At 54.7% G+C, this 26,610-nt stretch carries 25 protein-coding genes and 1 pseudogene; 18 read left to right on the top strand and 8 right to left on the bottom strand.

Features of this window, described 5'->3' with window-relative positions; translation table 11 throughout:
• Positions 1–13 precede the first annotated feature (13 nt).
• The 7 genes and pseudogenes from ADICEAN_RS01795 to bshB1 all read left to right on the top strand — a co-directional run bounded on the left by ADICEAN_RS01795 (position 14) and on the right by bshB1 (position 8,196).
• Positions 14–1,729, top strand: a complete 1,716-nt coding sequence (locus tag ADICEAN_RS01795; RefSeq protein ID WP_009193793.1) for an LptF/LptG family permease — start codon at positions 14–16, stop codon at positions 1,727–1,729.
• An 81-nt stretch (positions 1,730–1,810) separates the two neighbouring features.
• Positions 1,811–2,084 (top strand): annotated as a pseudogene (gene rpsO / locus ADICEAN_RS01790) (30S ribosomal protein S15).
• A 121-nt stretch (positions 2,085–2,205) separates the two neighbouring features.
• A complete protein-coding gene (gene pnp, locus ADICEAN_RS01785; protein ID WP_009193791.1) occupies positions 2,206–4,392 on the top strand; it encodes a polyribonucleotide nucleotidyltransferase in 2,187 nt (728 codons plus the stop codon).
• A 115-nt stretch (positions 4,393–4,507) separates the two neighbouring features.
• The gene (locus ADICEAN_RS01780) at positions 4,508–5,371 is read left to right on the top strand and encodes a sigma-70 family RNA polymerase sigma factor (RefSeq protein WP_009193790.1); all 864 of its coding nucleotides are present in this window, start codon (positions 4,508–4,510) and stop codon (positions 5,369–5,371) included.
• Positions 5,372–5,476: 105 nt separating this feature from the next.
• Positions 5,477–6,421 carry a thioredoxin-disulfide reductase gene (trxB, locus tag ADICEAN_RS01775; protein WP_009193789.1) on the top strand — a complete coding sequence of 315 codons (945 nt, stop codon included), beginning with the start codon at positions 5,477–5,479 and terminating at the stop codon, positions 6,419–6,421.
• Positions 6,421–7,470: a peptidoglycan DD-metalloendopeptidase family protein gene (locus ADICEAN_RS01770; protein ID WP_236612849.1), complete on the top strand. Its 1,050-nt coding sequence runs from the start codon at positions 6,421–6,423 to the stop codon at positions 7,468–7,470. Before trxB ends, ADICEAN_RS01770 begins: the two co-directional genes overlap by 1 nt.
• Positions 7,471–7,473: 3 nt before the next feature.
• Positions 7,474–8,196, top strand: coding sequence for a bacillithiol biosynthesis deacetylase BshB1 (gene bshB1 / locus ADICEAN_RS01765; RefSeq protein WP_009193787.1), 723 nt, complete (start codon positions 7,474–7,476; stop codon positions 8,194–8,196).
• A gap of 2 nt (positions 8,197–8,198) precedes the next feature.
• On the opposite strand, the gene pdxH is transcribed toward bshB1, so the two are convergent.
• Both pdxH and ADICEAN_RS01755 read right to left on the bottom strand, forming a co-directional pair.
• Positions 8,199–8,843: a pyridoxamine 5'-phosphate oxidase gene (pdxH, locus tag ADICEAN_RS01760; protein WP_009193786.1), complete on the bottom strand. Its 645-nt coding sequence runs from the start codon at positions 8,841–8,843 to the stop codon at positions 8,199–8,201.
• 6 nt (positions 8,844–8,849) lie between these two features.
• Positions 8,850–11,234 (bottom strand): TonB-dependent receptor, encoded by a 2,385-nt coding sequence (locus ADICEAN_RS01755; RefSeq protein ID WP_040395956.1) that lies wholly within the window; start codon positions 11,232–11,234, stop codon positions 8,850–8,852.
• 94 nt (positions 11,235–11,328) lie between these two features.
• On the opposite strand from ADICEAN_RS01755, the gene ADICEAN_RS01750 reads away from it, so the two are divergent.
• Positions 11,329–12,294, top strand: coding sequence for a YheT family hydrolase (locus ADICEAN_RS01750; protein ID WP_009193784.1), 966 nt, complete (start codon positions 11,329–11,331; stop codon positions 12,292–12,294).
• A 17-nt stretch (positions 12,295–12,311) separates the two neighbouring features.
• Here ADICEAN_RS01750 and lhgO read toward each other — a convergent pair whose 3' ends face one another.
• The gene (gene lhgO / locus ADICEAN_RS01745; protein ID WP_009193783.1) at positions 12,312–13,511 is read right to left on the bottom strand and encodes an L-2-hydroxyglutarate oxidase; all 1,200 of its coding nucleotides are present in this window, start codon (positions 13,509–13,511) and stop codon (positions 12,312–12,314) included.
• Between the two features lie 170 nt (positions 13,512–13,681).
• Entirely contained in the window at positions 13,682–14,179 is a 498-nt protein-coding gene (gene msrB / locus ADICEAN_RS01740; protein ID WP_009193782.1) for a peptide-methionine (R)-S-oxide reductase MsrB, read from the bottom strand.
• Between the two features lie 123 nt (positions 14,180–14,302).
• Here msrB and ADICEAN_RS23480 point away from each other — a divergent pair, with 123 nt between their 5' ends.
• The 4 genes from ADICEAN_RS23480 (at position 14,303) to ADICEAN_RS01730 (ending at position 16,626) form a co-directional block, all read left to right on the top strand.
• Positions 14,303–14,425, top strand: coding sequence for a hypothetical protein (locus tag ADICEAN_RS23480; RefSeq protein ID WP_009193781.1), 123 nt, complete (start codon positions 14,303–14,305; stop codon positions 14,423–14,425).
• A gap of 4 nt (positions 14,426–14,429) precedes the next feature.
• Positions 14,430–15,578, top strand: coding sequence for a sodium:solute symporter family transporter (locus ADICEAN_RS01735; protein ID WP_009193780.1), 1,149 nt, complete (start codon positions 14,430–14,432; stop codon positions 15,576–15,578).
• Positions 15,579–15,612: 34 nt separating this feature from the next.
• Entirely contained in the window at positions 15,613–16,116 is a 504-nt protein-coding gene (locus ADICEAN_RS23665) for a sodium:solute symporter family transporter (protein WP_009193779.1), read from the top strand.
• 102 nt (positions 16,117–16,218) lie between these two features.
• Positions 16,219–16,626 carry a cupredoxin domain-containing protein gene (locus ADICEAN_RS01730; RefSeq protein ID WP_040395949.1) on the top strand — a complete coding sequence of 136 codons (408 nt, stop codon included), beginning with the start codon at positions 16,219–16,221 and terminating at the stop codon, positions 16,624–16,626.
• A gap of 114 nt (positions 16,627–16,740) precedes the next feature.
• Here the strand turns inward: ADICEAN_RS01730 and ADICEAN_RS01725 are convergent, their stop codons facing one another.
• The 3 genes from ADICEAN_RS01725 to ADICEAN_RS01715 all read right to left on the bottom strand — a co-directional run bounded on the left by ADICEAN_RS01725 (position 16,741) and on the right by ADICEAN_RS01715 (position 18,845).
• Entirely contained in the window at positions 16,741–17,202 is a 462-nt protein-coding gene (locus ADICEAN_RS01725) for an RES family NAD+ phosphorylase (RefSeq protein WP_009193777.1), read from the bottom strand.
• On the bottom strand, positions 17,199–17,567 hold the full coding sequence (parS, locus tag ADICEAN_RS01720) for a type II RES/Xre toxin-antitoxin system antitoxin (protein WP_236612848.1): 369 nt from the start codon (positions 17,565–17,567) through the stop codon (positions 17,199–17,201). Before parS ends, ADICEAN_RS01725 begins: the two co-directional genes overlap by 4 nt.
• 399 nt (positions 17,568–17,966) lie before the next feature.
• Positions 17,967–18,845 carry a DUF2911 domain-containing protein gene (locus ADICEAN_RS01715; RefSeq protein WP_009193775.1) on the bottom strand — a complete coding sequence of 293 codons (879 nt, stop codon included), beginning with the start codon at positions 18,843–18,845 and terminating at the stop codon, positions 17,967–17,969.
• A gap of 95 nt (positions 18,846–18,940) precedes the next feature.
• Here ADICEAN_RS01715 and ADICEAN_RS01710 point away from each other — a divergent pair, with 95 nt between their 5' ends.
• From ADICEAN_RS01710 to ADICEAN_RS01685, 6 genes are all read left to right on the top strand, one after another.
• On the top strand, positions 18,941–19,369 hold the full coding sequence (locus tag ADICEAN_RS01710) for a hotdog fold thioesterase (protein ID WP_009193774.1): 429 nt from the start codon (positions 18,941–18,943) through the stop codon (positions 19,367–19,369).
• Complete coding sequence (locus ADICEAN_RS01705) at positions 19,366–20,043, top strand: DNA-3-methyladenine glycosylase (RefSeq protein WP_009193773.1); 678 nt, start codon at positions 19,366–19,368, stop codon at positions 20,041–20,043. Before ADICEAN_RS01710 ends, ADICEAN_RS01705 begins: the two co-directional genes overlap by 4 nt.
• Entirely contained in the window at positions 20,015–20,956 is a 942-nt protein-coding gene (locus tag ADICEAN_RS01700) for a 2-hydroxyacid dehydrogenase (protein WP_009193772.1), read from the top strand. The genes ADICEAN_RS01705 and ADICEAN_RS01700 overlap by 29 nt, the downstream gene beginning before the upstream one ends.
• Before the next feature lie 3 nt (positions 20,957–20,959).
• Positions 20,960–21,811 (top strand): universal stress protein, encoded by an 852-nt coding sequence (locus ADICEAN_RS01695; RefSeq protein ID WP_009193771.1) that lies wholly within the window; start codon positions 20,960–20,962, stop codon positions 21,809–21,811.
• Between the two features lie 133 nt (positions 21,812–21,944).
• The gene (locus ADICEAN_RS01690) at positions 21,945–22,709 is read left to right on the top strand and encodes a glycosyltransferase (protein ID WP_009193770.1); all 765 of its coding nucleotides are present in this window, start codon (positions 21,945–21,947) and stop codon (positions 22,707–22,709) included.
• Positions 22,710–23,041: 332 nt separating this feature from the next.
• Entirely contained in the window at positions 23,042–26,251 is a 3,210-nt protein-coding gene (locus ADICEAN_RS01685; protein WP_009193769.1) for a sensor histidine kinase, read from the top strand.
• Here the strand turns inward: ADICEAN_RS01685 and ADICEAN_RS22945 are convergent.
• The gene (locus ADICEAN_RS22945) at positions 26,241–26,597 is read right to left on the bottom strand and encodes a putative N-formylglutamate amidohydrolase (protein WP_009193768.1); all 357 of its coding nucleotides are present in this window, start codon (positions 26,595–26,597) and stop codon (positions 26,241–26,243) included. The genes ADICEAN_RS01685 and ADICEAN_RS22945 overlap by 11 nt on opposite strands.
• Positions 26,598–26,610 lie beyond the last annotated feature (13 nt).

The raw sequence follows: 26,610 nt of genomic DNA, 5'->3' as shown, positions 1-26,610 counted from the left end.
TTGCCGAAGCCCTATGAAGAAACTCGATAAACTGATCATAAAGGCATTTCTGGGCCCGTTTGTTCTCACTTTTCTGGTGGTGGTTTTCATTCTGCTGATGCAGTATCTGCTGAAGTATTTTGATGAGATCATCGGAAAAGGATTGGGGCCCCTGGTCTATGCCGAGCTGCTTTTTTTCTTTAGCGTTACCATGACCACCCTGGCGCTGCCGCTGGCGGTGCTGCTGTCCAGCCTCATGACCTTTGGTAACCTGGGAGAACACTTTGAGCTGACGGCCATCAAGAGCTCAGGCATCTCCCTGGTGCGCACCTTGCTGCCCATCTTTGTGTTTACCCTTTTTCTTACCGCCTTTGCCTTCTATAACAATGATCGCATTGTGCCAAAGGTAAACCTGAAGGCCTATAGCCTGCTGTATGACATCCGCCAGACCAAGCCCTCCCTTTCGCTCAAGGAAGGGTCATTTTACAATGGTATCCCCAACTACAGCATTAAGGTTACCAAGAAATATCCCGATGATGTCTCCTTAAAGGGGGTGATCATCTATGACCACACCAAGGGTAAGGGCAATACGGATGTGATCCTGGCCGACAGCGGGCGTATGTATTCTTTTGGCAATGATAAGTACCTGATGCTGGAGATGTATAAAGGGTATAGCTATTCAGAGCCCAAAGCCGACCAGCCCGGCTCTTTTGCTAACAACAAGCCGGCGGAATTCATGCGCAATGAGTTTCACAGCACCAAACTCATCTTTAGCCTGGAATCCTTTGGCATGAACTCCACCCCGCAGGAGTATTTTGCCAGCAACAAGATCATGAAGAACATTGGCCAGCTGCGGTTCGATATTGACTCCATGGAGAACAAGATCGTAGAAGCCCGCTATGCCATTTACCAGAATGCCCGCACCTACAACCCCTATGTAAACAATACCAAAGTGCCTTTTCCGGCCGGCCTGGAGCAGCAGTACAAGGTGGTAGATTCCCTGAACCGGGAGCGTCTGCGGGCACTGGAGGCCCAGCGCGATAGCCTGCCCCCCTCGGCGGGTTATGCGGGCATTTCACCCACCGAGCAACTGTTGCCCCCCAGTCAGCTATCGGCGCTGGAAAGTAACGGCACCCAGCAGATAGAAGACTATAGCAAGCGGCGTGTGGTGAAGGAAACGGTTTATGCCTATTCCCTGGCTGATACCGCCCTGCTGCGAAAATCCGAAGCCCAGTTTGCCAAAAAACAGCCCATGCTGGATGTTTACCGCTCGGCCGTTGGGCAGGTACGCTATGTAAAGAACAATTATGAGGTATACGGCGGCAGGGCCAATGACCTGCAGCGGCAGATCTTTCAGTGGCACATTGAGATCCATAAGAAATGGGCCCAGGCCGTTGCCTGCCTGGTGATGTTCCTGATCGGGGCTCCGCTGGGGGCCATCATCAAGCGGGGCGGGCTGGGGGTGCCGGTGATTGTGTCCATTGCCTTCTTTATCATCTACTATGTGCTGACCATGTTTGGCGAGAAGTGGGCCCGGGAGGGCATAGTAAGCCCGGAGCTGGGCATCTGGTCGGCCAACCTGATCCTGCTGCCCTTTGGCTTGTTCTTTCTGCGGCAGGCCCGCAACGATGCCCGCCTGTTTGAGTCCGACTTTTACAATGTGATGATTGCCAAGTTCCGCTCGGCCATTGGCGAGAAAGTGCGCCGGCCCGAAGTGCTCAGCAAAGCCTTTGGCTGGCGCAGGCGCTAGGGGGGTGGAGGAGTTGCAAATTCCGGGCAATTCTATTACCTTTGCATCTGGTTTTTTAACAATTTACTAATTCGACTAAGCATGTATTTAACGAAAGAGAAAAGCAAGAGCTATTCGAGAATCATGGTCGGTCGAAGGCAAAGCAGGATACCGGTTCAGCAGAATCGCAGATCTCCTTGTTTACCTTCCGCATCAACCACCTGACCGAGCACCTCAAGGCACACAAGCAAGACCACAGCACACGCCTGGGCCTGCTGAAACTGGTAGGTAAGCGCAGAAGACTGCTGAACTATCTGCACGACCGTGACATGAGCGTTACAGAGCAGTTCTGGCAGACCTGAACCTCCGTAAATAAGTTCATACCGAAAAGAGGGGGCCCCGTGCTTCCCTCTTTTCTTTATTTTTAATCCCTCCTTTTTTCTTAAACAAAAACGTTCCGTGCGTTTTTTAATTTAGAGTCCACTTTGTCTATTTCTATGCAACCTAATGTAATTACCAAGTCTTTCCGGCTCGAGGATGGGCGCGAGATAACAATCGAAACCGGAAAGCTTGCCCGGCAGGCCGATGGCGCTGTAGTGGTACGTATGGGCAATACCATGCTGCTGGCTACTGTTGTTTCCGCACTCGAGGCCAAGCCTGATGTTGATTTTCTGCCCCTTTCTGTAGATTATCAGGAGAAATTTGCCTCTGCCGGCCGTATTCCCGGCGGTTTTCTGAAGCGTGAAGGTCGCCTGTCCGACCACGAGATCCTCATCAGCCGTCTGGTAGACCGGGCCATCCGCCCCATGTTCTCCGATGACTATCATGCCGATACTCAGATTAACATTAACCTGATTTCAGCCGATAAAAACGCACTGCCCGATGCCCTGGCCGCCCTGGCCGCTTCTGCAGCACTGGCCGTATCGGATATTCCCTTTAACGGACCCATTTCTGAAGTACGGGTGATCAAGCTGGAGGGTCAGTACCTGATCAACCCTACCTCTACACAGCGCGAAGCCGCCGTTCTGGACCTGATTGTAGCCGGTACCCTGGATAACATCCTGATGGTAGAGGGCGAGTCCAAAGAAGTTTCGGAAGATGATATGCTGGAGGCCATTGCCGCCGCACATGCCGCCATCAAACAGCAGTGCCAGGTGCAGCTGGAACTGATGGAAGCCGCCGGTAAAACCCAGAAGCGCACCTACAACCACGAGGATAACGACCCTGCCCTTAAGCAGCACCTCTACGATACGTACTACAAGCGCATTTACGATGCCATTGCCGATATCTCTGACAACAAGAATATCCGCAAAGAAAAATACAAGGCCATTAAAGACGAGTTCTTTAACAGCCTGCCCGAAGACAGCACCGTGCACAAGCCCATGGCCAACCGCTATTTCAGCGAAATGCACTGGAAAGCCTCGCGTGATTTTACCCTGGACGCCGGCAAGCGTGTGGATGGCCGCCGCTACGACGAGATCCGCCAGATCTGGAGCGAGGTAGACTACCTGCCTGCCGCCCACGGATCGGCCCTCTTTACCCGTGGCGAAACCCAGTCACTTACCACCGTAACCCTGGGTACCAAACTGGATGAGCAGCTCATCGACAGCGCCATGCAGGTGGGTTCGCACAAATTCATTCTGCACTATAACTTCCCTGGTTTCTCTACCGGTGAGGTGAAGCCCAACCGTGGCCCCGGCCGCCGGGAAGTAGGCCATGGCAACCTGGCCCTGCGTGCCCTTAAGGCCGTAATTCCGGCCCATGACGAGAACCCCTATACTATCCGGATTGTGTCTGACATTCTGGAAAGCAACGGTTCTTCTTCCATGGCCACCGTATGCGCCGGCGCACTGGCGCTGATGGATGCCGGTGTCAAGATCAAGTCTCCCGTATCGGGCATTGCCATGGGCATGATCTCCGATGCCGAGACTGGCCGCTATGCCATTTTGAGCGATATTCTGGGTGATGAGGATCATCTGGGCGATATGGACTTTAAAGTAACCGGAACGGCCGAGGGCATTACTGCCTGCCAGATGGACATTAAAGTGGATGGACTTTCGTTTGACATTCTGCGCCAGGCGCTGCTGCAGGCCCGCGAAGGCCGCCTGCACATTCTGGGCAAGATGCAGGAAACCCTGGCCGAGGCCCGTGCCGAGTTCAAGCCGCATGCACCACGCTTTGTGGTACTGACCATACCGAAAGATATGATTGGCGCAGTGATCGGACCAGGTGGTAAAGTGATCCAGGAGATCCAGCGCGAAACCGGTGCCACCATCATCATCGAAGAAAAAGGCGATGTAGGGGTAGTGAGCATCTTTGGCGCCGAGGGCGAGGCTACTGAAGCCGCCCGTGTACGCATTGCCAACATTGCCGCTGTGCCCGAAGTAGGTGAGGTGTACGAAGGTAAAGTGAAATCGATCATGCCCTTTGGCGCCTTTGTAGAGTTCATGCCAGGCAAAGACGGTCTGCTGCACATCTCCGAGATCAAGTGGGAGCGTCTGGAAACCATGGAAGGCGTGCTTGAACAAGGGGAGGACATTACGGTGAAGCTGATTGAAATTGATCGCAAAACCGGTAAATATCGCCTTTCCAGAAAAGTGTTACTGCCTAAGCCTGAGCGCAAAGAGTCGGGAAATGGGGCTGCAGAAGGCCGCCCACCCCGTAACAATCGCCAGGAGTCTTAATAACTTTATTACAGGATAACAAACAGGGGCCGGAACTTTAGCTTTGGCCCCTGCTGTTACGAAAACGTGCCGCTAGAGAGTAATAAACGAACCGCTTATAACTAGACTTTACTGAATGAGACAGCTTAAGATCAGCAAACAGATTACCAACCGCGAGAGCCAGTCGCTGGATAAGTATCTGCAGGAGATTGGTAAGGTAGACTTGCTGACACCCGATGAAGAAGTGGAATTGGCCAAGCGCATCCGCCAGGGAGACCAAATGGCACTGGAGAAGCTGACCAAAGCCAACCTTCGTTTTGTGGTATCGGTAGCCAAGCAGTACCAAAACCAGGGCTTATCGCTGGGAGACCTCATCAATGAGGGTAATCTGGGATTGATCAAGGCAGCCCAACGCTTCGACGAAACCCGCGGCTTCAAATTCATTTCGTATGCGGTATGGTGGATCCGTCAGTCCATTCTGCAGGCCCTGGCCGAGCAGTCCCGTATTGTACGCCTTCCCCTTAACCGTGTAGGCTCCCTCAACAAGATCTCCAAGACCTTCTCGGAACTTGAGCAAAAATACGAGCGCGAGCCTTCTCCCGAAGAACTGGCCGAAAGTCTGGAGGTTTCAACCAACGAGGTGGTAGACACCATGCGCATCTCGGGCCGCCATGTATCCATGGATGCACCTTTTGTGCAGGGCGAGGAAAACAGCCTGCTGGATGTGCTGGAGAACGACTCCGAAGAAACTCCCGATGCCGAGCTGATGAACGACTCGCTGCGTCGCGAAGTACAACGGGCGCTTTCTACCCTTACCCAGCGCGAGGCCGACGTAATAGCCCTTTATTTTGGGCTCAACGGTGAGCATAGCATGACCCTGGAAGAGATCGGCGAAAAGTTCAACCTTACCCGGGAACGTGTGCGCCAGATCAAGGAAAAGGCAATACGCCGCCTGCGCCACACCAGCCGCAGCAAAGCACTGAAACCCTATCTGGGGTAATTAAGAAAGGCTTAAAATTTTTAAAAAGGTCTCGCAGGAGGCCTTTTTTTATGTAATTACCTATAATTTTACAGCCTGTTGGGAGTTTAAGCATAAGAATCAGCCATGACACAGGAACATATTAAAGTACTCATCCTGGGCTCCGGCCCTGCAGGCTATACAGCAGCCATATATGCAGCCCGTGCGGGCATGAAACCCGTCATGTACATGGGCGATCAGCCTGGCGGACAGCTGACCATTACCAACGATGTAGAGAACTTTCCGGGTTACCCGCAGGGCATCAACGGCCCGCAGATGATGATTGATCTGCAGCAGCAGGCCGAACGCTTTGGCACCGATGTACGCACCGGCCTGGCCACTAAAGTAGACTTTAGCAGCTACCCGCACAAAGTGATCATCGATGATGAAAAAGAGCTGATTGCCGAGTCGGTGATCATCTGCACAGGCGCCTCGGCCAAATGGCTGGGCCTGCCGGGCGAGCAGCGGCTCAACGGCATGGGTGTATCGGCCTGTGCCGTATGCGATGGCTACTTCTACCGGGGCATGGATGTGATGGTAGTAGGCGGCGGCGATACCGCAGCCGAAGAAGCCACCTACCTGAGCAAGCTGTGCAACAAAGTCTATATGCTGGTGCGCCGGGATGAGATGCGGGCCTCCCGCATCATGCAGCAGCGGGTGCTTAATACCAAAAACATAGAAGTACTCTGGCATACCGAAACCGTAGAGATCCTGGGCGAGCAGGAGGTAGAGGCCGTTCGGGTCATCAACAATCAGACCCGTCTTACGCAGGACATTCCGGTGAAGGGCTTTTTTGTAGCCATTGGCCATAAGCCCAATACCGATATCTTTAAGGATTTTCTGAGCCTGAATGAAGCAGGCTATATCCTGACCGTTCCCGGAACAACCAAGACCAATGTAGAGGGGGTATTTGCGGCAGGCGATGCCCAGGACTTCACCTACCGGCAGGCAGTGACGGCAGCCGGCACCGGATGTATGGCGGCTCTGGATGCAGAACGCTTTTTAGCCAGCAAAGAAATAGAAATAGCATAGTGAAACAACTAGGGGTACTACTCCTCGTCCTGTTCATTCATCTGATAGGGGGGCTAGAGGCAGAAGCGCAAAAGCGCAAGAAGGGGGGATTCAGGGATATTTTCAGGGTACGGGAACCAGAAATGGTGATCGTGGAGCCGGATACGCTTCCGGCTCAAGTACAGGATAGTAGTGCGGTGCTGCCACCGGCCAGGCCGGAAAAAGCGCAGACCCCTCCGGCAGATTTCAAGCAGAAAGACCTCAAAAAGGAGCTTTCCATTGTGGCGGAAGATACCACAGCTGTAGGCCCCGACCCAGCCAACCTGGTGGAGGTATCAGAGCAGCTGCTCATCAACAAAGAGTGGATTACCCTGCATGAGTATTATGCTGTCTGGGACAGCCGCAACATCAACCCCTATAATATTGATGTAAAAAGCTTTTCCGATACGGTATCGCTGCTGCTGTACGAAAAACCGCATGAATTATGGTCGCCACCGCTGGATCATATGCATGTTACATCCGATTTTGGCTTCCGCACTCCTCGCTGGCATTATGGTACCGATGTGCGCCTGAATATAGGGGACTCTGTCCGCACCGTGTTTGATGGCATCATCCGCATTCGCAAATACGACCCCAGCGGCTATGGAAACTACATTGTAGTGCGCCACAAAAACGGCCTGGAAACTCTCTATGGCCACCTGAGCAAGCAATTGGTAGAGGTGGGCGATGAAGTAAAAGCAGGCAATGTAATAGGGTTGGGGGGCAATACCGGCCGTAGCTCGGGGCCTCACCTGCACTTTGAAACCCGCTACCTGGGCTCAGCCCTGAATCCTGCTGAGATCTACGATTTTTCGGCAAACAACCTGCGGGCCGAATCCATTGTGGTATCATCGGCTAGCTTTTCCTATCTGAAGGAAGCCAAAAAGATCGTTTATCACCGGGTACGCTCAGGCGATACACTCTCAGGGATCAGCCGCCGGTATGGCGTACCGGTCAATACCCTGATGCGGCTTAACGGGCTCCGGAAAAATTCAGTACTAAAGGTCGGTCAGCGACTGCGCGTTCACTAAGGCATGATACAAAAACTAGACATCCTCGTACTTTCTGCCCACCCGGATGATGCCGAGCTGTGCTGCAGCGGTACAGTTGCTGCTATGGTAGCGGCGGGTAAAAAAGTAGGCTTTGTAGACTTTACCCAGGGCGAGCTTGGCACCCGTGGCACTGCCGAATTACGCCTTCAGGAAGCCGAAGCCTCTGCCAGGGTGCTGGGGCTGAGCGTGCGGGATAACCTGGGCATGCGCGATGGATTTTTCAAGGTAGATGAGGAGCATATCCTGCAGCTTGTGGCCAAGATCCGCCAGTACCAGCCCGATATTGTGCTGGCCAATGCCGTAGATGACCGCCACCCCGACCATGGCCGGGCTGCGCAACTGGTGAAGGAAGCCTTTTTTCTTTCCGGCCTGCGCCGGGTTGAGACCCGTCTTGAGGGTACCCTGCAGCAGGAGTGGCGCCCACGCCAGCTGTTCCACTACATCCAGAGCAATTACATACAGCCCGATGTGGTGGTGGACATTACCGATCACTGGGAGACCAAGATGGCCTCCATCCGGGCCTTTGGGTCCCAGTTCCACGATCCCAACAGCAAGGAGCCTGAGACCTTTATCTCGTCCGACCGCTTTATGAAATTCATTGAGTCCAGGGCCAGGGAATGGGGACAGTCCATAGGCGTTACCTATGGCGAAGGCTTTACGGTAAGCAAACAGATAGGCGTAAAAAGCCTAAGCGACCTGCTGTAACCTTAGGGCGCAAGCCGCTTACGCTCCCAGCCGCCTGTAGCGCTTTTTTCATACACGATCCGATCGTGCAGGCGGCTGGCCCGGCCCTGCCAGAACTCAATACGCAGCGGTTTTACCAGATAGCCCCCCCAGTGCTCGGGGCGGGGCACCTCAGCCTGGGCAAAGCGTTCCTCAAAATCGCGCTGGCGTGTTTCCAGTATACCCCTATTGGGGATCTCCTGACTCTGGGGGGAGGTCCAGGCCCCAATCTGGCTGCCGCGGGGCCGGCTGCCAAAATAGGCATCGCTGCTGGCGGCATCTACCTTTTCCACATCGCCTTCAATGCGCACCTGCCGCTCCAGCTCAGACCAGTAAAAGGTGAGGGCAGCAAAGGGGTGCTTATCCAGGTCCTTCCCCTTGCGGCTGGTGTAATTGGTAAAAAAGGTAAATCCATCCTCCTGTACATCTTTGATCAGCACAATTCGGGCATCGGGACGGCCCTCGGCGCTGATGGTGCTAAGCGTCATGGCATTGGGCTCCAGGGCGCCGGCCTGCTGTGCCTCGGAAAACCACTTTTTGAATTGGCTGATGGGGTCGGGCAGGGTATTGGAGATTTCCAGGGATGCCTGGGTATAGTCCCTGCGAAGAGCGGCGAAATCTTGGTTCATACTCGGTTAGAAATGGGTGCGTACACTCAGGTAAAGGTTGCGGCCCGGGGCGCTGATGCCACTGGAATAGGGCCTGTAATGGGTATCGAGCAGGTTTTCCAGCCCTGCCTGCAGCTCCAGCTGCTTCAGGGGGTGCCAGGCCCCTTTCAGGCTGGCGATCCACCAGGGGCGGCTGCCTTCTGCCGTATAAAGGTACGCTTTGTCCTGTTCTTCCGGTGCCAGATCTGCAAATTTTATCCCGCCATTGTAGCTGAACTGAAGCTCCACGGATGATTTTTTTCGCTGATAGCGCAGCTGGGTCTGACCAAAGAGGGGCGGATTGTGCCGAAGGGCATTTCCGCTCTGCAATTCTTGACCCCAGCTATAGGTAAGGGTGCTGCTGAGCAGCAGCTGGGGCAGAGGGCTGTAGCGCACACTAAGGCTGCTGCCGGCCAGCAGGGCCCCTCCGCCATTGACAAGCGCCTGCACCTGCCTGCGCTCACCCTGGTGCAGCACACTGTCCTGCCCCGCCAGCTGAAATGGCCTGCGAACGATGGCCCCGTCCAGCAGGCTGAGGTAGGTAGTAAGGCTTAGGCGAAAGCTGCGTTTCTCCAGCCCAAGGGTGGCTTCAGCATTGTAACTATACTCAGGCCCAAGGCGGGGATTGGGAACGGTAAGAATGCCGGGGGCCGTATCAAATACTTTGGCCATATCATCCACATTGGGTGCCCGAAAACCCGTAGATGCCAGCAGACTAAGCCTGAACGGATTGGGGGTGTAGGTCCAGCCCAGGTTACCAATAAGGGCGGTGGTCTGTAGGCCAATTTCCTGAAAAGGAAAGTCCCGGAAGCGGGTGCTGAAACGGCTCTCCAGCTGGTACCAGTTCAGGCGGGCTCCGGCAGTAAGCCGGCTTCTTTCACCAAGGGGGTAGTGCAGGCTGGCATAGGAGGCCAGAGCCAGGCTGTGATTGCCCAGGTCGCCATAGCGGCTGGGTGCAGGGCTGCTGATACCCCTATCTATATCGGTCTGGCTGCCGGTAGAGCGTACCCAGTTCAGGGCGGCTTCGGCTCCGTAAAAGAGTGTTGGGCCGGCGGCAAAGGGCCGGTTAAAATCGGCATTGAGGGTAAGCACATCCACCGATTCGCTCTGTGATTCCAGAAGCGTGCTGCCGGTGCTGCGGCTGTGCCTGCTTTCCTGCACCCGCTGGTAGCCGGCCGTAAGGCGCGCTTCCTCAAATACCCCCTTATCCCGCTGCAGACGGCTTTGCAGGCTATGGAGCATCCAGCGCTGGGGACCGTAATACCACTCGGCAAAGCGCAGCTCGCCAGCCCGGCCCTGCTGCTGGCTACGCTGTACCAGGCGATCATAGCGGGGAATATCTGAGCTGTTGCTGTAGTGGAAGCTATAGGTCAGATCCCACTGCCGTGAGGGAACCCAGCGCAGCTTCTGCAGCAGGTTAAGCTGGCTGTACCCACTGCCCAGCTGGTGATGGGGGCTGGGGTTGGAAAGGATGCTGTCCCGCTGCCAGATGCGCTGCTGGTAGCTGGTGCGTAGCAGGTAATCTGGAAAATGGGATAGCCCCCTGCGGCCGGCCCGCAGATCACCCCAGTCGCTCAGGCTGATGCTGCTCAGGGAGGCCAGTGTGCGGCTGCCCAGCGCCAGATCCACATGAGCCGTTTTTTCCTGGCTGGCAGACGCCCAGCGCAGCAAGGCGCTGCCTTCCGTACGCAGACTGGCGTCCGTGGCGAGCCCCGGGGATTTGGTATGGAAGTCCAGCACCCCTCCCAGGGCATCACTGCCATAGAGTACAGTGCCCGGGCCAAAGATCACTTCGGCGCCTTCCAGCACATGGGCATCCAGGCTGATAACATTTTGCAGGTTGCCACTGCGGTATATGGCATTGTTCATGCGAATGCCATCGACCACCAGCAGCACCGAGTTGGCCGCAAAGCCCCTGAGCATGGGGCTGCCTCCACCCAGCTGGCTTTTCTGTACAAACACTTCGCCCGTCTGTTGCAGCAGATCGGCAGGGGTGGCGGGGTTTTGAAAGGCAATCTCGCGCCCGCTAATGGCGGTGATCTGCTGGGGCACTTCTTCCTGCTTTTGCTCCCAGCGATTGGCAGAGATCACCACCTCGGGAATCTGGACTATATTCTCCCGCAGGGCCACCACGTAGTCCATCTCTTTAAGCTGCTGCAGGCTAAAGCTGGCTGAGTAGTAGGCCGGGTGCCGGAAGTGGAGCTGGGCCAGCGAGCGAAAGGGGGTAATATCGGCCCGGCCTTCACTATCGGTAACCACCCCTTTGGTGCCGGCGGTATTCAGGATGCTGACTCCTGGGATGGGCTGTCGGCTATCCTGATCGATCAGCTGCAGCTGCTGGCCCCGGGCCAGCAGGGCAAAACAAATGAGCATCAGGCCTAAAAAATGGCAGAATATGGCACGCATTGCAACAAAAATACACCCATTTGCTGTTAGCTAAAAATGCTTTGCCCTATTTTCGCTGCCCATGCCCTTATTGCCTGCAACCCCCTATTCACCCCCTTTTTACCTCTTTAACCGCCACCTGGAAACCATAGTGCCCAGCACCCTGCGTAAGGTGGCCCTGCCCCCCTATGAGCGGGAGCGCTTTGTGACCCCGGACGATGATTTTCTGGACCTGGACTGGCTCCGGCAGGGGTCCGGGCAGCTGGTGATCATCTCCCATGGCCTGGAGGGAAGCTCAGACCGCCCTTATGTGAAGGGCATGGCCAAGGTGTTTTGGGAGCGGGGCTGGGATGTGCTGGCCTGGAACTGCCGCAGCTGCAGTGGCGAAATGAACCGGGCCGAGCGCATGTACCACCATGGCGCCACCGACGATCTGGCCGCTGTCGTAGAGCATGTACGTTCCGCCTATAGCAAAATTGCCCTCACCGGCTTTAGCATGGGCGGCAGCATGACCCTGAAATACCTGGGCGAAATGGGAGCGGGAGTTCCCAAGGAGATTTACCGGGCAGCTGTGTTTTCGGTACCCTGCGATCTGGGCAGCAGTGCCCGGGCGCTTTCGTCCTGGGATAATACCCTCTATCGCAAACGCTTTATGCGCAAGCTCTATAAAAAATTGCAGCAGAAGCTTCAGTTGCAGCCCCATCTGCCCATTGACTTGGACCGTTTTAAGGAGATTAAGGGATTTCCTGATTTCGATACCTGTTATACGGCACCGCTGCATGGGTTTAAGGACTCGGCCGATTTTTACGCCCAGGCCAGTTCGGGGCAGTTTATTCCCCATATTCAGGTACCAACGCTCCTGGCCAATGCGCTGAATGACCCTATGTTACCCCTAAGCTGTTTTCCGGTAGAGATGGCCCTTACCCATCCCTATCTGTACCTGGAAATGCCCAGGCGAGGGGGGCATGTAGGCTTTTCGCAAGGTAAAAATAAACCTACCTGGGCCGAGGTGCGGGCGCTGGCTTTCATTACAGAGAAGCTGTCATAGCAAAGAACTGGTTTGGCTTAATTAAGCTGCTTCTCGGCCAGCTCGGCTACGGTAAGGCCGATGGACAGGGATGAGGTTGCCGCAGGGGAGGGGGCGTTGCATACATTGACCACGCCCGGGCTTTCCAGGATCAGAAAATCATCTACCAGTCCGCCGTGGCGGTCGCAGGCCTGGGCCCGTACGCCGGCACCTCCCGGCAGGAGGTCCTGCTGGCGGATTTCGGGCAGCAGCTTTTGCAGAGCTTTGGTAAAAGCCGCTTTGGAGAAGGAGCGATAATATTCACCCATGCCCGTGCGCCAGTACTTGGCAGCCACCTTCTGAAAGCCCGGCCAGCGCAGCGTTTCCAGAAACTCCCGCGGATCAATGGCCGATTTGGTATAGCCCTCGCGCCGAAACGCCAGCACAGCATTGGGGCCAGCCTCTATGCCTCCGCCAATCATGCGCGTAAAGTGTACGCCCAGAAAGGGGAAATTGGGATCAGGTACGGGATAGACCAGGTTGTTGATCAGGTGCTGCTTCTCGGGCCGTACCTCATAATATTCGCCCCGGAAGGGGATGATCTGCAGGTCAAGCTCCTGGCCCGTCATGCGCGCTACCTTATCGGAGTAAAGGCCGGCGCAGTTGATGAGGAGGTCGGTTTTCAGTTCCTGGTCACCGGTCTGCACATGCAGCTTTTTGCCAATGCGCATGATGCCCGTAACTTTCTGGTTAAGGAGAATTTCTCCTCCCAACTCGCCAATGCGGCGGGCATAGGCCTGGGCTACCAGTGTATAATCAACAATGCCGGCCTGGGGGACCAGCACGGCGGCGATACCGGCTACATGGGGCTCGTGCTCCCGTAACTCCGACTGGGTTAATTTCTTTAGACCCTGCAACCCATTTTGTACGCCCCGCTGGTGGATCATGTCCAGCTGCGGCAGCTCAGCTTTGTCGGTGGCTACAATTACTTTGCCGCAGAGCTCAAACGGCAGAGCTTCCTGCCGGCAAAATTCTACCAGCAGCTGGTAGCCTCTAATGCAGTTTTGGGCTTTGAGGCTACCGGGCTTGTAATATATGCCTGAGTGAATAACGCCGCTGTTGTGCCCGGTCTGGTGTGCTGCCAGCCGGTCTTCCTTCTCCAGGAGCCGCAGGGATAGACCGGGGTTGCGCCTCAGAAGCTGCAATGCCGTTGCCAATCCTACAATCCCGCCACCAATAATCGTAACCTGCCCTTTCATAGGGGGCAAAATTAGCCTTTTTGGGCATTAGTTGGATGCCGTATTTACGGGAATGATTTCTTAAAAAGTTGTACTATTCTCTAGACGTAAGAAAAATTAAGACAAAGGGCACTACCAGCGATGGTAATTTTTACGCATAGGGCAGCCAAAGGGGCCAACCGGCAGCAGCCTTACTTCTTCTCAAACGCCAGCGAAACGGAATTGATGCAGTACCGCAGCCCGGTAGGCTTGGGGCCATCCGGAAAAACATGGCCCAGATGCCCGCCGCAATGGTTGCAGAGTACTTCGGTACGGGTCATGCCATAGGTACGGTCTGTTTCTTTCAGCAGGGCATCCTCATCAATGGGCTGGTAAAAGCTGGGCCAGCCGGTGCCGCTGTCAAACTTGGTCTCGGAGCTGAAGAGCTCATTGTTGCAGGCGGCGCAGCGGTAAATCCCTTTTTCTTTATGGTCGTTATATTTGCCGGTAAAGGCCCGTTCGGTACCTTTTTCCCGCAACACCTTATATTGCTCGGGACTGAGCTCCTGGCGCCACTGGGCATCTGTTTTTTCTACCTTCAGTTTCATAGGGGGATGGGATTGGGCCTGTTTCTTTTCAGCTTGCTGGCAGGCGCCCAGGCTACTGAGAAAGAGCAGGGCCAGCAGAAGCAGGGACATGGGGTAGTTCATGCGAAGTTCGTTGCTTTAATATATAATCAGAAGGAGGGGCAGATGGTTCGCCAGCCGGAATACTTCCCGGCAATTGGCGATGCCACGCTTTTTTCCTTTCTTTAAGCTACGAAATAACCTGCCATGCCGGATTCCTCCCAACCCCAAAATAATCAGTACCCCTGGTGGAAGCTCTACAGCCTGCTGCTGGGCTTTTTGCTGCTTCAGATTGTTTTCTACTACTGGCTAACCATCCGCTGGCACTAATCCTATGACAGCAAGCGGTTTGGACCTTCTGGACTGGGGTGTGCTCTTTGGTACCCTGCTTACTATTGTGGCCGTAGGCATTTACAAGACCCGGGGCAGCCGCACCATGGAGGCTTACCTGAAGGGGGATAACAGCCTTAAATGGTGGACCATTGGCCTGTCGGTAATGGCTACCCAGGCTAGCGCCATTACCTTTCTGTCTACGCCCGGGCAGGCCTATGAGAGCGGCATGGGCTTTATCCAGTTCTATTTTGGCCTGCCCCTGGCCATGATTGTGCTCTGCGTATGGGTGCTGCCCATTTACTACCGCCTGCGGGTGTATACGGCCTATGAGTTTCTGGAAAACCGCTTTGATCTGAAAACCCGACTGCTGGCTGCCTTTCTGTTTCTGGTGCAGCGGGGCCTGGCTGCCGGCATTACCATTTATGCCCCCTCCATTATCCTGAGCACCATTCTGGGCTGGAGCCTGAACCTGACCATCCTGATCATTGGCGTACTGGTGATCCTGTATACGGTTTCGGGAGGTACCCGGGCCGTTAGCCAAACGCAAAAGCAGCAGATGGCTGTAATGATGGGGGGGATGATCGTGGCCCTGCTGGTACTGCTCTATAAATTGCCCGAAGGGGTAGGGGTTGGGGATGCGGTGGCCGTAGCAGGTCATATGGGCAAGCTTAACCTGATTGATACCGAGTTTGACCTGAGCAATCGGTATACGCTCTGGAGCGGCCTTTTGGGCGGATTTTTTCTGGCCATGAGCTACTTTGGCACCGATCAGAGCCAGGTGCAGCGCTACCTGGGCGGCCGATCGGTAACCGAAAGCCGGCTGGGCCTGCTCATGAATGGCCTGGTAAAGGTGCCCATGCAGTTCCTGATCCTGTTCATAGGGGCCATGGTGTTTGTGTTTTACCAGTTCTATCAACCCCCCGTTTACTATAACCAGCCGCAGCTGCAGCAGATCACCCAGCCCGAGCTACAGGAGCAGCTACAGGGCTACCAGCTGGAGTTTGATCAGCTATTCGTACAAAAGCGACAGGCCGTAGAAGCCGCCCTGAGTAAACAAGGGGAGTGGCAAACAGTAAAAAGACCTACAGGCACAGGAGCTTTCCCTGCGCCAGGAGGTAAAGGAGCTGGTAGGCTCCGTACAGCCCGATAGCGTAAAGGATTCGGATTATGTCTTTATCACCTTTGTGCTCAATTACCTGCCGCATGGGCTTATAGGTCTGCTGCTGGCGGTTATCTTTTCGGCGGCCATGTCTTCTACCGCCGGTGAGCTCAATGCCCTGGCCTCCACCTCCATGGTCGATTTTTATAAACGGCTTATCCGGCAGGAGGGGAGCGATGCCCACAATGTACTGGCCTCCAAAGGCTTTACCCTGGCCTGGGGGCTACTGGCCCTGCTGTTTGCCCTTACGGCCCGGCAGTTCGAAAATCTCATTGAGTACATCAACATCATCGGCTCGCTTTTTTACGGCACCATTCTGGGCATATTCCTGGTGGCCTTCTTTCTTAAACGCATCCGGGGAAATGCGGTCTTTTACGCAGCCCTCATTGCCGAGGCGGTGGTGATTGCCATTCATCTCTGGGGAACTATTGAATATCTCTGGTACAATTTCATCGGCTGCGGGCTTGTGGTGCTGATCAGCGCCCTCTTTGAACTGCTGAGCGGAACTGGCAAAGAAGCGAAGCTGTAAACAAAAACCTGCATTTCATGGTACTACCTAGAGTACGATACAGTGTTTGGAATGAACTTACGAACTTCTTTTGGCTGGCTACCCCTTCTTGTTTTAAGTATTTTGACGGCTTGTGATACCAACCGCCGCTCTGCCGATGATGCCCCTCCGGCTGATTCCGTCCGCCAGGAAACCGCCCCACCCAACATGCTGGAAAATGATCCCACTGTACAGGACTCAGACAGTGAGCAGCTGGAAATACGGGTACAAAACCTGCAGTTCAGCCCGGCTGAATTGCGCGTGAAAAAGGGACAGCGCGTGCAGATCATGCTTATCAATGAAGGCGAGGTAGAAAGCAGCCTGCGGATTGAGCTGCCGGGCAATGCTCAGGAGTTGCGGGAGCCGGTGCCACCTGCTCAGCGGGCGGGTATTGTCTTCACAGCCCCCGAAAAGGCCGGTACCTATCCCTTCTACAGCCCCCTGCGCAACCAGCGCGACAGAGGCCTTAGCGGACAATTGATCGTGGAATAATAGAGGCGGGTGACTGCCTACTCTGCCTGGGGCTTGGATTGGGGCAAGGCGTTATGTCCAATCATCAAATTCTTCCAAGGTGTTAAAAACCCAGCAGGATTCCCTTCTCCTACACTACTTAAACAGCCGCTCGTTGAAATTAAAAGGCAGCACCTCCAGTGCCTTTACCGCTGAAAATTGCTCATGCAGGGGGTTGATCAGGTAGTTGTGCTCATCCTGCACCAGGGCCGAGGGGGCTTTTATCAGCAGGTGCTTTCCGGCTTTTAGCAGCGCATCGCCCAGGGCCTTGGTAGCTGCGCCATGGGGATAGCGGTTCCAGTCGGGCGGCAGGCTTTCTTTGGAAATGGTGTGGATCAGGGCAGGAGTATCGGGGGCTTCAATGATGTTGAGTACATAGCCTTCGGGGATCAGGCCGGGAGGGGTATAGGCAATGATCTCGGTCATGGCCAGCGCCCGGCTTTCGGAGCAGTAGATCACCGGCACCCCCTTGCTGTTCCAGCGACCGCCAAAACGCTCGGCACCACGGCCGGAGAGGTCACCGCCCCATTCCTTACGGCTAAAGCGGTAGAGGATCATGCAAAGATGCCAAACTCGATCTGTCCCAGGGTAGTATCTACCAGTTCCAGCCCAAAGCTGGTATCCAGCAGCGATTTTGGCGCCACACCGCCCACTGCCATGATGCGGGCCCCCAGCCAGTGGCAAAATTTATCTTCATCCCGAAACACATCCACCCCCTTCTGGTACAGCTGGGCAATGCGGATCACCTTGTCAGAGGCAGAGGTTCCCAGAGATTTGTTCTCCTTCCGTACCCGAATGAGCGTACGTTCTGATACGCCCAGAAACTGGGCCCACTCCTGCAGGCTAAAGGGGAGGCGGGCCACAATCTCCTCAAACGTAGCGGCATCCAGACCCTCGCGGCTCAGATGGATCAGTTCATCCAATGGTCGGTTTTTGAAAAGCGGTAGTCCCATCGCTGACAATTTTCCTAAATTTACGGACATTTTACAGGATAACAAGCCTAAGCCTGACAGAGTTTACTTCTTGCCCTAAAAAAGCCGATCTGTTTTGGTAGTGATTACAATACAGGAAACAGTACCGCACAGCTATCAGCTCATCAGCCTCCACCCAGAAGGGATAATCTCCCAATAACACCAAATTAACGTATAAAGTCGGGTAAGTTTCCAGGGGCTGTGGTGCGGCCGGCCAGGCTCACATACCCTGGAAAACGATAAGTTAATCTGGTATAACAGGTCTTGCATTTCTGAAACAGAACATCCCATAAATGAAAACCCCCTGCGCCGGAAAGGGGCAGGGGGTTTACTAAAATGTAATAGAAGCGCTTACTTTTTGCGATTCGACTGATTCTTGTTCAGCCGGGCAATCAGCTCGTCGTTCATCTTCACATACTCTGGGTTCTTTTCCTTCTGGGCGCCGGCCTTCGATTTTTCGGCGGCCTGGATGGCTTCTTTCGGGCGGTTCAGGTCGGTGAGGATCAGCGCTTTCAGGTATTGGTAGAAGTAGCGGTCATCCTTGGCAATGGCCTGGTCGATCCACTGCAGGGCCTGGTTTTTGTCTTTGCCGTTGCGGTAGTAGTAGTTGGCGGCGGTGTAGTAGGGGCCTGACTTTTCCTGTGGGCTGGCCATTACCTTTTGGATCTGGGCCATTACCTTTTTATCTACCTCGGTCTCAATGGGTACGCTCACCTTGGTAAAGTCCCACATGATGTTCATGTTGGCCCCATTGGTGGTATAATTGGCAAAATCAATGGTGAAGGTTTCGGCCGGCTCGGTCAGGTTGCCGGGCTTGATCTTTACCCGCAGGGCATCGTCATTGGCGCTGTAGCCCATAGATCCCCAAAGGTCGGTATTGCGGCTGAATACCACCGTCCACTCGCCCTTTTCGGGTATGGTATACAGGGCATAGGTGCCACCGGGCAGCCATTGGTCCTTGATCTTTACACTATCACCAAAGGTTACCTTGGTAGCGGCATTGGCACCGGTGCGCCATACTTCGCCATAGGGCACCAGGCCACCGAAGATCTTGCGGTCCCGGCCCTTTACACCCGGGCGGGAGTACTCCAGCACCACATCGGTAAGACCTACCGTGGTAGTAACTTTAATGGCCGGGCTTGCCTGAGGGGTCTGGATCTGCCCAAAGCTCATTGAAGCGCTCAGCAGAAAGCCCATGAGCAGGCCGGAGCGCAAAATTGGGTTTTTCATCTTTTTAAAAAGTTTGAGGGATTGATGGTTCTTCATTGCCAAATTACGTCCAATTTCTGTTAATTTAATGGTTCAACCCCAAAATTCCTGCCAGAATGTTCGATGTTTCCAATTACCGCAGCCTTCTTGAAAAAATAATACCCTTCCATCAGGTACTGGGCTTGCGGCTGATTGAAATGCGGGAAGGGTATGCGGCCATCCGTATCCCATTCAGGCAGGAGCTGGTGGGGGATCCGCGCAGCAACCGCATCCATGGGGGGGTGATCAGCACGGCCATGGATGCCGCAGGAGGTGCCGCCGGCATCACCACCCTGTCGGGCACCGAAGACCTGATTTCTACCGTTGATATGCACGTGGATTACCTCTATCCCGGCCGGCCGGAAGATATCATTGTGGAGGGGCATATTGTGCGCAACGGGGGCATGCTGGTCTTTACACGGATGACGGCCCAGCACGAGGGCGACGATCAGATCATAGCCCAGGCCAGGGCCGTGTACCGGGTAAAACGAAAGGGGCGCCCATGAAGCTGCCTGAAGATTTTTACCGCAGGCCCGACCCGGTACAGATAAGCCGGGAACTGCTGGGCAAGTACCTGATCACCCATATAGGGGGGGTGCGCACCGCGGGCATCATTGTGGAAACAGAAGCTTATAATGGGCGCACCGATAAGGCCTGCCATGCGCACCTGGGGCGTCGCACCAAACGAACCGAGATCATGTACCACAGGGGAGGGCTTGCTTATGTATACCTTACCTATGGGCTGCATCATCTGTTCAATATTGTCACCAATGAAGCGGGCTTTGCCGATGCGGTCCTCATCCGCGCCCTGGAGCCCACCGAAGGACTGGAAGAAATGCAGCTGAGGAGAGGCCTGGCGAGGCCCGGCCTGGCGAGGCCTAGCCTGATGAGGCCGGGCCTCGCTAGGCCCGACTACAGGCTTACGGCAGGGCCAGGGGTTATGAGCCAGGCCCTGGGGATCACCAGGGAACACTGGGGCGAAAACCTGCAGGGCGATAAAATATGGGTGGAAGATCGAAACTACACCCTTGCCGATCAAGATATACTACAGAGACCCCGGGTGGGGATTGCCTATGCGCAGGAAGATGCCCTGCTGCCCTGGCGGTTCAGCATTCGCAACAACCCCTGGGTAAGCAGAGCAAAAGCAACGTATGAGTCTGGTAATAATAGCGCCCAGTAAAAAAAATACCCGTTTCTGGCAGCAAAGCCTGAGCGAATCCCTTGCACAACTGGGCCTTAGGGTAAACGTTGAGATCTGGCCGGAAGTAGAAAAGCCTGAAGAGGTGCTGATGGCCGTAACCTGGAAGCATCCCGGCGAAAGCCTGTATGCCTATCCGCACCTGCGGGTAGTTTCCTCCATGGGGGCAGGGGTAGATCACATCCTCAAAGACGAGCACCTGCCGCTGCACTGGCAGGTGGTGCGCATTGTAGACCAGGAGCTCACTACCAGCATGAGCAATTACCTGCTGGCGGCTGTGCTCAATTACCACAAGCAGATGTACCGCTACCTGCAGCTGCAGCAACACCAGCAATGGGGCTATACCGAAACACCGGAGATCCCCCTGAAGCCCGGCATACTGGGCCTGGGCGAGCTGGGGCAGGATATTGCCCGCAAACTGCAGGCACTGGGTTTTGACGTAGCCGGCTACAGCCGCAGCCCCAAGGAGCTGGAAGGAATCCACACCTATGCCGGAGAAGGGGAGCTGGATGCCTTTCTGCAGCGGGTAAACCTGCTGATCTGCCTGCTGCCTCTAACCCGGCAGACCCGGGGATTTCTGAACCGGGCGCTATTTGCCCGCTGCCAGCCTGGTACCTACCTGATCAATGTAGCCCGGGGCGAGCACCTGGTAGAAGAAGACCTGCTGGAAGCGCTGCAGCAGGGGCAACTGGCCGGTGCTACGCTGGATGTGTTCCGGCAGGAACCCCTGCCGGCCGATCACCCCTTCTGGAAGCAGCCAGACATAGTGATTACCCCCCACATTGCCAGTGTAACCAAGCCCGAGGCGGCCATTCCGCAGGTGGCTGAAAATTACCGGCGCATGATCCGGAACGAACCCCTTCTTAACAAAATAGACCGCTTAGCCGGTTATTAAGCCATGGAAAAGATACTGTGCCCGGTAGACCTACAGCCCGATACCCTCAATGCCCTGGAGGCCGCCGCCCATTTGGCCAATAGCCACAGGGCGCCCCTTATTCTCATGCATGTCTTTACCCAGGACGCCTACGACAGGGCGCTTTCCGAAGCCGATGGCGACATGGCACGGGTAGAGCAGGTGCAGGCCCAGCGGCAACAGGCCCTGGACCGGCTGTGCGCCACCCTGCGGCAGGATCTGCCCGGCCTGCAGTGCTCCAGCCTTCTGCGGCAGGGGCCTTCCGCCGCCACCATTCTGGAAGAGGCCAGAGCCCAGAAATGCAGCCTGATTGTGATGGGCTCCCATGGGGTGCATACCATAGGGGAGGCCCTGGAGGGCAACCATCCGGTGAAAGTGATCGAGCGCTCTCCCTGCCCGGTGCTATGTGTGCCCCCCGGCGCCGTGCTGGAATTTCCGGCCAAGGTGGTCTATGGCAGCCGCATGAAGCCCCAGGACCCTGACTGCATCCAGCGCCTGTTAACGCTGCTGCACCCCTTTGGCAGCCGGCTGGAGGTTGTATATGTTGGGGAAGAAGAAGATCTGGAAGGCTGGCAGGCCCATGAGCAACTGATTCGCAGCTATGTTTCATATGAAGCGCTTCGGTTTCATTTTGTGCTGGCCCAGGAGGAGTCTTATCAGGAGCTGGATGGTTTTATGAGCCAGAGCAGTGCCGATCTGCTGGTCTTGCTCACACACCAGCGCAATTATCTGCAGCGCATCTTTCAGAAAAGTGTATTTAAACAGATCACCTATTTTAGTGACTATCCTGTGCTGGTATACCTGGAAGATCATCTGGCCAGAGCATCAAAGGGTTGAGCTGCTTTTTGCCACCTATTACCCGAACCGTTTGCTTATAAGCATAGGCTTTTGTTAAGCAGAAAGCTACGATTTTTAAAAAGGATAAAACAAATTGGTTTGCAGGCCGTATAGGCACAAGGAAGCGTCCACCATGAAGCTCAGCATCATTATTCCTACCTGCAACGAACGAGCATTTCTGCATAAAACCATCAATGCAGCGCTTAACCATGCCTCAGGCAATCATTCTGTCGAGATTCTGGTGATTGATTGCGGCTCTACCGATGGTACTACCGAAAACATCCGCCAGAAATCGGTGGTGGTGGTGACCAATCCCAGCCTTGCCGGCAAAAAGTGGGCCTCCCTGCGGCTGGGCGCCCGTCTGGCTCAGGGGGACGTTTTTCTGTTTCTGGATGCCGATACCCTCCTTCCGCCCGACTATGATGATGCCATTGACGCTGCCCTTACAGATAAAGCGGTAGTAGGGGGCGCCTTTGAGTTTGATTTTGCCGAGCAGTCGCCGGCACTCTCCCTGGTTGTGTTCATCAACCGCATCCGCTACCGCATTCGCAACCGCTTTTATGGGGATCAGGGCATCTTTGTGCGCCGGCAGGCCTATTTCAAGAGTGGTGGCTGGCCAGAACGTCAGTTGATGGAGGCGGCTTATCTGTGTGATGCCCTGCGCAAGCAGGGAAAGCTTAAGCTGCTGAACACTTCAGTCCGCACGTCTGCCCGGCGCTTTCTCAAGGGGGGTGTTTTTCGGGTGTTGCTGCACGATATGCAGATCTGGTTCAGAGATCTGCTGGGCCTTGATGTGCAGCAGTATGGCAAACGGTACTGGGCGTATAACCAACATTCTCAGCAACAATCACTAAAGCATCAGCCAGCCCGGGAGAGTTCATCCCCTGCATTTGATTAAACCCGGGCAGGGCTCAAGTACCCCCTTATAGGGCACCGGCCAGATAGCGGGCTTTTCAGCTTTGCCTGCCGGGCAGCTGTGTTCTGTAGAGGCGGGGGGAAGCACAAGGGATGATCATCCAGAGGGCAGGCTTAAAAAAGTAAAGTAGGGACTGGGACCGGTTTTGGTACCGAAAAAGAAGTCTCACCTAACATATCCTACCATTTATCCCGAACTATTCCCCACTCATGGAAAAAGAGAAGCGCATGGGGGATTCATCCTGTAAAATACTGGTAATAAGTCTTTAAAAAGTTCAATAAAATGAGTAAGATTGTAGGTCTATTTCAAGTTACATGGGTCGAGATTCCCTTCGCTGCCTGCCTGCCAAAGCCACACAACTTTCTCAGGCGTTCGTCATAGTGCTTCTGGTGCTGGGGTTCTCTACTGCCACTGCCCAGCAAACGCGCGTACCGCAAGCCCTTGATACGGCAAAAGCGCTTAGTCAGTTTATTCAGGATAGCTGGCGTATTGAGGATGGGCTGCTCATCAATTCCATCCTGGACCAGGTAAAAACCCCCGATGGCTACCACTGGCTGGCGACCTATGACGGCCTGATCCGTTTTGATGGCTGGAGCTTTAAGGTTTACAGCCAGCGTACACACCCCCAGTTTCCAACCAACAGTATTTACAATCTGCTGGGCGATAGGGCCGGCAATTTATGGATTGCAACTAACGGGGGCGGAGTTTTGAAAAAAAGCGGTGAGGATATAACCCTGGTGGAAACCAACCAGTACATGCCTAACAATTCGGTAACTACGCTGATTGAAGATGAAAATGGTGCTATCTGGGTAGGTACAAGGGGGGGGCTGGGAATGATCCTGAATAACACCTATGCTTTTTATCCGGAATTCGACCGCCTCAAAGACCTGCATGTTTTCAAGCTCTACATCGACTCAAAGGGGGCCCTCTGGATTGGTACCCTGGGTGAGGGCTTGTGGCAGCTACAGAATGGCCTGCTGCGCCAGTATACGACTAAAAATGGCCTGAGCAACAACTCCATCCGCTCCCTGTTTGAGGATGCCAAAGGACGACTATGGATTGGAACGGAAGAAGGGATCAGCCTGATGGAAAATGACCGTATCCGTTCGGTCTCCGTTTTCGACGGAAATTATCATGCCTTTATCAATGACATTATCCAGGATGCCTATGGCACCTTGTGGTTTGCTACGGATGCCGGCCTGCTGCGCCATCACAACGATCGTTTTGACCTCTATTTTACCGACCCTGAGGGTGGGGCCAATGAACTGCTGAACCTGCATGCCGACGAACAGGGAAGTCTCTGGATCGGTACCTATCACAAAGGTCTGATTCGCCTGCGTGATGGCAAGTTCAAGAATTACTCCCTGGAGGAAGGCCTGCCCAATGAAGTGGCCAATGTGGTGTGGCCCGAGAAGGAGGGAGGCGCCTGGGTGGGCACCAATGGAGGCATTGCCTTTGTCCACAACGAGGTGCAGCGGGTCTACCAGCTGGCCGATAACCAGTCGGCCAACCGCATACGGGATATTTACCGCGATTCAAAAGGAATACTCTGGGCGGCTACCTACAACGGGCTGTTCCGCTTCAACGGAAAGGGATTTGTGCGGGCCATGTACAAAGGGGCCGGCCTCTCGTCTGATAAGGTACGCCGCATTATGGAAGACCGGCAGGGCCGGCTCTGGATTGGTACCCGCAACGGGCTCTTTGTGCAAAACACACCCGGGGTTGAGCGGGTGAGCATAGTAGATGAGCTCTCGGGTGTATTTGTGCTATCTATTTTTGTAGACAGCAAGGGGCTGGTGTGGGTTTCTACCAACGGAAAGGGCCTCTACTGCTTTAAGGATTCCCAGCTGATCCAGTACACCACACAAAATGGCTTGTCAAGCGATATAATCTTTGATCTGTGGGAAGACAAGCAGGGCAACCTCTGGGCCTGCAGCAATGCCGGCATCAGCATGCTGAAGGATGGGATCTGGCACAACCTGGGCGAAAAAGAAGGACTCTTTGGCAATACCTTTTTCCAGATTCTGGCCGATGAGCAGGGCTACCTCTGGATCACTTCCAACAGGGGTATTTTTATGGTGAGCCAGCAGGAGCTGCAGGACATGATGCTGCGCAAGACCGACCGGGTGCCTGCCTACAAGCACTTTACCGTATCGGACGGCATGCGAAGCGGGGTGATCTCATCAGTTTCGACCAGCCGCATTGATGCCGAAGGCCGTATGTGGTTTACTACGCTGGATGGCATCAGCATTATTCACCCGGAGCGGATCTCTACCAATACTACCCCTCCGCATGTGGTGCTGGAATCGGTGGTGGTGGATAATGTAGCGTATGCGGCCAACGCTCCGGTAAAATTTGAGGCAGGCATGCGGCAATATGCCTTTAGCTACACCGGCTTTAATTATTCGGCACCTAAGGCCACTACCTTTGCCTATAAGCTGGAGGGGTTTGACCGGGACTGGCAGCTGGCCGGCACCCGGCGCACAGCCTACTATACCAACCTGCCCGCCGGCAGCTATACGTTTAAAGTGCGGGCCGCCAATGAAGATGGCATCTGGTCTGAAGAAGATGCCACCTTTACGTTTGAACAGAAGGCCCACTTCTGGGACACGCTTTGGTTTAAGCTCCTGATGGTGGCCGGATCGGTACTGCTGGGCTTTATCATTTACCTGGGCCGGGCACATCAACTGAAGGTGCAAAACCAGAAACTGGCCTCTCTGGTCAGCGAACGTACCGAGCACATCAATACACAGAAGCAGGCCATCGAGAAACAGAAAGAAGAACTTACCCAGCTTAACCAGCTCAAAGATCAGCTGCTATCGGTACTGTCTCATGATCTGCGACAGCCGTTTAGCTCCATCTCCGGCCTGCTGTCCCTGCTGCGCGAAAAACAGATCGATCAGCATGAATTTCAGGATTTCTCCAAGGAGCTGAACCAGCAGGTAAAATGGCAGGTGCACATGCTGGACAATGTGCTGCTCTGGACCCGCAACCAGCTCAAAGGCCTTGAGGTGAATCCTGTGCAGGTACCCATGCATGAGTTTGTGGAAGATATTTGCCAGCTATACCGCTCGCAGGCCCTGCAAAAGAATATCCGTATAATAAACCAGGTGGAGCACAGCATGCAGGTAATGGCCGATGTAGATATTTTGCACCTGCTGTTGCGCAACCTGTTGGGCAATGCCATAAAATTTACCAGGTCCAACGGCATCATCTCCATCTCAGCCCATTTTTACAATGACTTCTGCCAGGTAGAAGTAGCCGACGACGGTATTGGCATTGAGCGGGAGCGGCTGGCTTCGCTCTTTGATGCGCAGGTGAAAAAATCGAAGCCTGGCACCTCAAACGAAAAAGGAACCGGTCTTGGCCTGGTGCTGTGCCGGGAGTTTATTGAGGCCTGCGGCGGACGCATTTGGGCGGAGAGCCAGCCCGGCCGGGGCAGCCGCTTTATCTTCTGGCTCCCTCAGGGGGTAGGCGCTGCCGGCATACAGGACATGAAAAACAAGCAACCGCTTACGTCTTAAGCTTTTGCTGCAGCTGCCGTACCGACTGCACAATTTTCTTTCGCACATCCTCGTTTTGAGCCCACTGCTGGTTTAGCTCCAGTTCTATGCCTGCATATTGCTGTGGGTGCAGCAGGCGCAGATGGCTGGTAAAGCCATCATCGATGCCCAGGTAGGGGTAATTATTGCGAATGCGAAAGTGGGGCAGGGACGTCTGCAAAAGCGCTTGCCAGTGAGCACAAAGCGCTACCTCCAGAGGCCGGTCAGGATCAAAGAGCAGGCCGATATCCGCATCTCGCACCTCACCACCCAGTACAGGAGTAAAGCTGTGAATGCTCAGGTGATAAACGCGCTCTCCTTGCTGCATAAGCTGCAATGGC

The sequence above is a fragment of the Cesiribacter andamanensis AMV16 genome, from assembly GCF_000348925.1.
Lineage (GTDB): Bacteria > Bacteroidota > Bacteroidia > Cytophagales > Cyclobacteriaceae > Cesiribacter > Cesiribacter andamanensis.
The sequence above is the reverse complement of the archived record's forward strand: the minus strand, read 5'-3'. Positions and strand labels throughout refer to the sequence as shown.